This is a genomic window from Caulobacter sp. B11 (assembly GCF_002737765.1).
GTDB lineage: Bacteria > Pseudomonadota > Alphaproteobacteria > Caulobacterales > Caulobacteraceae > Caulobacter.
This window is the reverse complement of the sequence record NZ_PEGG01000249.1, coordinates 1-4028: the sequence shown is the minus strand read 5'-3', so window position 1 is coordinate 4028 and position 4028 is coordinate 1. Positions and strand designations below refer to the sequence as shown.

Here is a 4028-nt window from a genome sequence, read left to right as displayed (position 1 = left end):
ATGCCGACCAGGAAGCCCGGCACGGCGCGCAGCACGCCCATGTCCCAGGTCCACTGGTGGAAGGGCCGATCGCCATGCGGCGACTGCAGCAGGATCACCAGGCTGGCGATCACCACCAGGGCGGTGACGATGCGCCCGCGGGCGGTGATCCAGAACAGCAGCGGCAGGGCGACATACATGCCCATCTCGGCGCTGATCGCCCAGCTGACGAAGTTCCAGGTCTGGGATTGGCACACACCCCAGGCGTGGATGAACAGGATATTGGGCACGATGCAGGCGGCGTCATAGCGCCGGGGATCGCGGTCCTGGATCCAGCCGGCCATGCCCGCGACCGCCACGGCGATGAACACCAGCATGGTGGCCCAGTGCAGCGGCCCCAGTCGCGCCACCCGCTTCTGCAGAAAGGTCCCGTACTGGGCCGGCGTGTTCAGCCGACCGGTATAGATCGCCGCCATCACATAGCCGGAGATGACGAAGAACAGGTCGACGATCAGGCTAAAGGTCTTGATCGTGTCATCGGCCAGCTGCCAGTGGCCGTCGAGGTTGATGAAGCGGTTGAAGTGAAACACCACGATCATCAACGCCCCCACGATGCGCAGGGCGTCGAGGTGCAACATCTGGTCGGAATCGGGCTTCAGCGGCGGCAAGGTCATCATGCGGCAGCAGTGAACCTCCGGGGCGTCGCCGGTCAAGTTGCGGCGACCCGTCCTCCGTCCCGGCGGGCGCTCGCCGAACGGTGTTATGCCCTGCGACCGTTTGTCTCACTCGAAGCCATGCCCGGTGCATGAGACGGTGACGATCGCCACGCCAAAGGGTTGAGTATCTTTAATCATGCATGCTGACGGCAGCGTTCTGACCGAGGCCGACGCCGTGCAGATGCGCGCGGCGTTCTCGTCGGGGCTGGCCGACGCCCTGCCGCAGTTGCTCGGCTATCTGGATCGCGACGCCCGATACCTCTTCGTCAATCGCGCCTACGAGACCTGGTTCGACCGTGATCGCGACCAGATCGAGGGGCTGCGCATGGACGAGCTGCTCGGTCCCGCCGCCTTCGCCCGCATCAAGCCCTTTGTCGACCGCGTCCTGGGCGGCGAACTGGTGCTCTATGAGGGCGAGATGGCCCACGACCTGGCCCGGTTTCGCCATGTCGAGGCGCGGTTCACGCCTGACCGGGGCGCCGACGGCGCGGTGCGCGGCTTCTATCTGATGGTCGGCGACATCGCGTCGCGCCAGACCGGCGAGAAGGATCTGGGACGGCTGCTGAACCGCGAGCGCCGCCGGGTCGCCCTGCTCGACCTGGGCCGGCAGCTGCGCGAGGAGGTCGAACCCAAGGCCGTGGCCCTGCTGGCCTGCGGGGTTCTGGCCCGGCAACTGGCCGCGCCGCGCGTCGGCTACGCCCAGGTCGACAGCCAGCACCCCAAGGCTCTGATCATCGGCGAATGGGCGGCCCCCGGCTTTCCGTCCTTGCTGGGCGTGGAACGGCAGCTCGACACCTTCGGGCCGGAAATGACCGCCACCTTGCGCGCCGGCCGGTCTCTGGTCTGCGCCGACGTCGTCACCGATCCGTGCGGCTTCTCGGCGGCGGCGCTCAAGGCCTATGCCGACCTGGGCATCGGGGCCTTCCTGACCTGCCCCCTGATCAAGGGACGGCGGATGGCCGCCTATATCTATCTTTGCCAGGACACGCCGCGCGACTGGACCCCGGACGAGGCGGCCTTCGTCGCCGACGTCGCGGAACTGGTCTGGGCCGCGATAGACCGAACGAGCGCCGAGGCCGCGCGCCAGCAGGCCGAGGAGACCGAGCGGCTGCTGATCCGCGAGGTCGACCACCGGGCCAAGAACGTCCTGGCGGTGGTCCAGTCCCTGGCCCATCTGACCCCGTTCGAGAGCAAGCATCAGTATGTCGACGCCCTCAGCGGCCGCATCGGCTCGTTGGCCCGTTCGCACAGCCTGCTGTCGACGACCCGCTGGACCGGGGTCCGGCTGAACGCCTTGCTGCGCAAGGACCTGGAGGCCTATGACCTCGACGGCGACGACCGGGTCGCGATCGATGGACCGCCGGTCCTGATCCAGGCCGAAGCCACCCAGTCCCTGGGCCTCGTCATCCACGAACTGGCCACCAACGCCAGCAAGTACGGAGCCCTGTCCGACAAGGGCGGCGCCCTGTCGGTGACCTGGGACTGGGACGCGGAGGGAAGGCTGATCGTCCTCTGGCGGGAAACCGGGGTCCGCGACCTGACGCCCCCCAGCCGCCGGGGGTTCGGCTCGACTCTCATCGCCCAGGCCGCGCGGCAGATGGGCGCCCAGATCCAGCATGACTGGACGCCGACCGGGCTTTGCTTTCGGCTGGAAATTGCCAAGGGAGTCCAGGCCTGCGCCGCGGTCGCCTCGACCACGCTCGAGGCCGGCTTCGCCGCGCCCGCGCCCGGCGGGTCCACCCTGCGCGACCAGCGCGTGCTGATCGTCGAGGACGAGGCCCTGGTCGCCATGGACCTGGCCCGGGTGCTGACCCAGGCCGGGGCCCTGGTGGTCGGCCCGGCCGGCACTATCGAGGACGCCCTCGACCTGGTCAGCCAGGGGGCCGTCGACCGGGCGATCCTCGACGTCAATCTGGGTGGCCGGATGGTCACGCCGGTGGCCATGGCCCTGGCCGACAGAGGAATCCCCTTCGTCTATCTGACCGGCTACCAGGAGCCGCAGGTCGTCGACGGACCGGTCCTGCACAAGCCCGCCTCGCTCGACACCCTGATGGCCGTGCTGGGCGGTTAGGGCCAGCTTATCCACAGGCCAGGCCTCGAAGCTGGTGGTAAGCGGTCAAGGCGGATGCGCCGGGCGGTCAGACCGCCTATGTTTCCGCATTCGCCATGCGCTTCGACGACCGCTTCCTCGACGAACTGAAGACCCGCCTTCGCCCCTCCGACGTGATCGGAAAATCGGTGAAGCTGCGGCGGCAGGGGCGCGAGTATGCGGGACTGTCGCCCTTCACCAAGGAAAAGAGCCCGTCGTTCTTCGTCAATGACGACAAGGGCTTCTACCACTGCTTCTCCAGCGGCAAGCACGGCGACATCATCAGTTTCCTGCAGGAGACCGAGCGGCTGACCTTCACCGAGGCGGTCGAGCGGCTGGCCTCGGAGGCCGGGATGAGCCTGCCCGAGCCCGATCCCCGCGCCGCCGAGCAGGACAAGAAGAAGGCCTCGCTGGGCGACTGGATGGAGCTGGCCGCCGCCTGGTTCGAGGGCGAATTGCGCCGCCCCTCCGGCCAGGACGCCCGCGCCTACCTGCAGCGCCGGGCCCTGCCCGAGGACCAGTGGAGCCGCTTTCGCCTCGGCTTCGCCCCTTCCGGCCGCACCGCCCTCAAGGACTACCTGATCGCCAAGGGCGCCAAGCCGGGCGACCTGGTCGAGGCCGGCCTGCTGATCGCCCCCGAGGACGGCGGCGCGCCCTATGACCGGTTCCGCGACCGGATCATCTTCCCGATCACCGACACCCGCGGCCGGGTGGTGTCGTTCGGCGGCCGGGCCATGGATCCCGCCGCCCGCGCCAAGTACCTGAACGGGCCCGAGACCAGCCTCTTCCACAAGGGCCACCTGCTGTACGGCCTGTACGAGGCCCGCAAGCTGCTGCACGCCGCCCAGTCCGCCGCCCCGCCCCAGGAGAAGGGGGCCGCCCAGATCCCCGTGGTGGTGGTCGAGGGCTATATGGACGTCATCGCCTGCCAGCGCGGCGGCATCGCCTCTGTGGCCCCGATGGGCACGGCCATGACCGAGGAGCAGATGGAGGTGCTGTGGCGCCTGCATCCCGAGCCGACCCTGTGTTTCGACGGCGACAAGGCCGGCCAGCGCGCCGCCAGCCGGGCCATCGACCGCGCCCTGCCCCTGCTTAAGCCCGGCCGCTCGTTCCGCTTCGCCCTGGTCACCGGCGGCAAGGACCCCGACGACGTGCTGCGCGAACAGGGTCCGGCGGCCCTGAAGGCCCAGCTGTCCCAGACAACGCCCTTCGTCGAGCAGCTGTTCGTCCGCGAGCGCGACGCC

At 69.1% G+C, this 4028-nt stretch carries 3 protein-coding genes; 2 read left to right on the top strand and 1 reads right to left on the bottom strand.

Features of this window, described 5'->3' with window-relative positions; all coding sequences use genetic code 11:
* Positions 1–656, bottom strand: a 656-nt coding sequence (locus tag CSW58_RS10360; RefSeq protein WP_143755167.1) for an acyltransferase, incomplete at its 3' end; no start/stop codon positions are given.
* Positions 657–831: 175 nt separating this feature from the next.
* Between CSW58_RS10360 and CSW58_RS10355 the strand changes: the two genes are divergently transcribed.
* Positions 832–2766, top strand: a complete 1935-nt coding sequence (locus CSW58_RS10355) for an HWE histidine kinase domain-containing protein (protein WP_236627770.1) — start codon at positions 832–834, stop codon at positions 2764–2766.
* A gap of 95 nt (positions 2767–2861) precedes the next feature.
* Positions 2862–4028: DNA primase (dnaG, locus tag CSW58_RS10350; protein WP_099447231.1), on the top strand; the 1167-nt coding region annotated here is incomplete at its 3' end.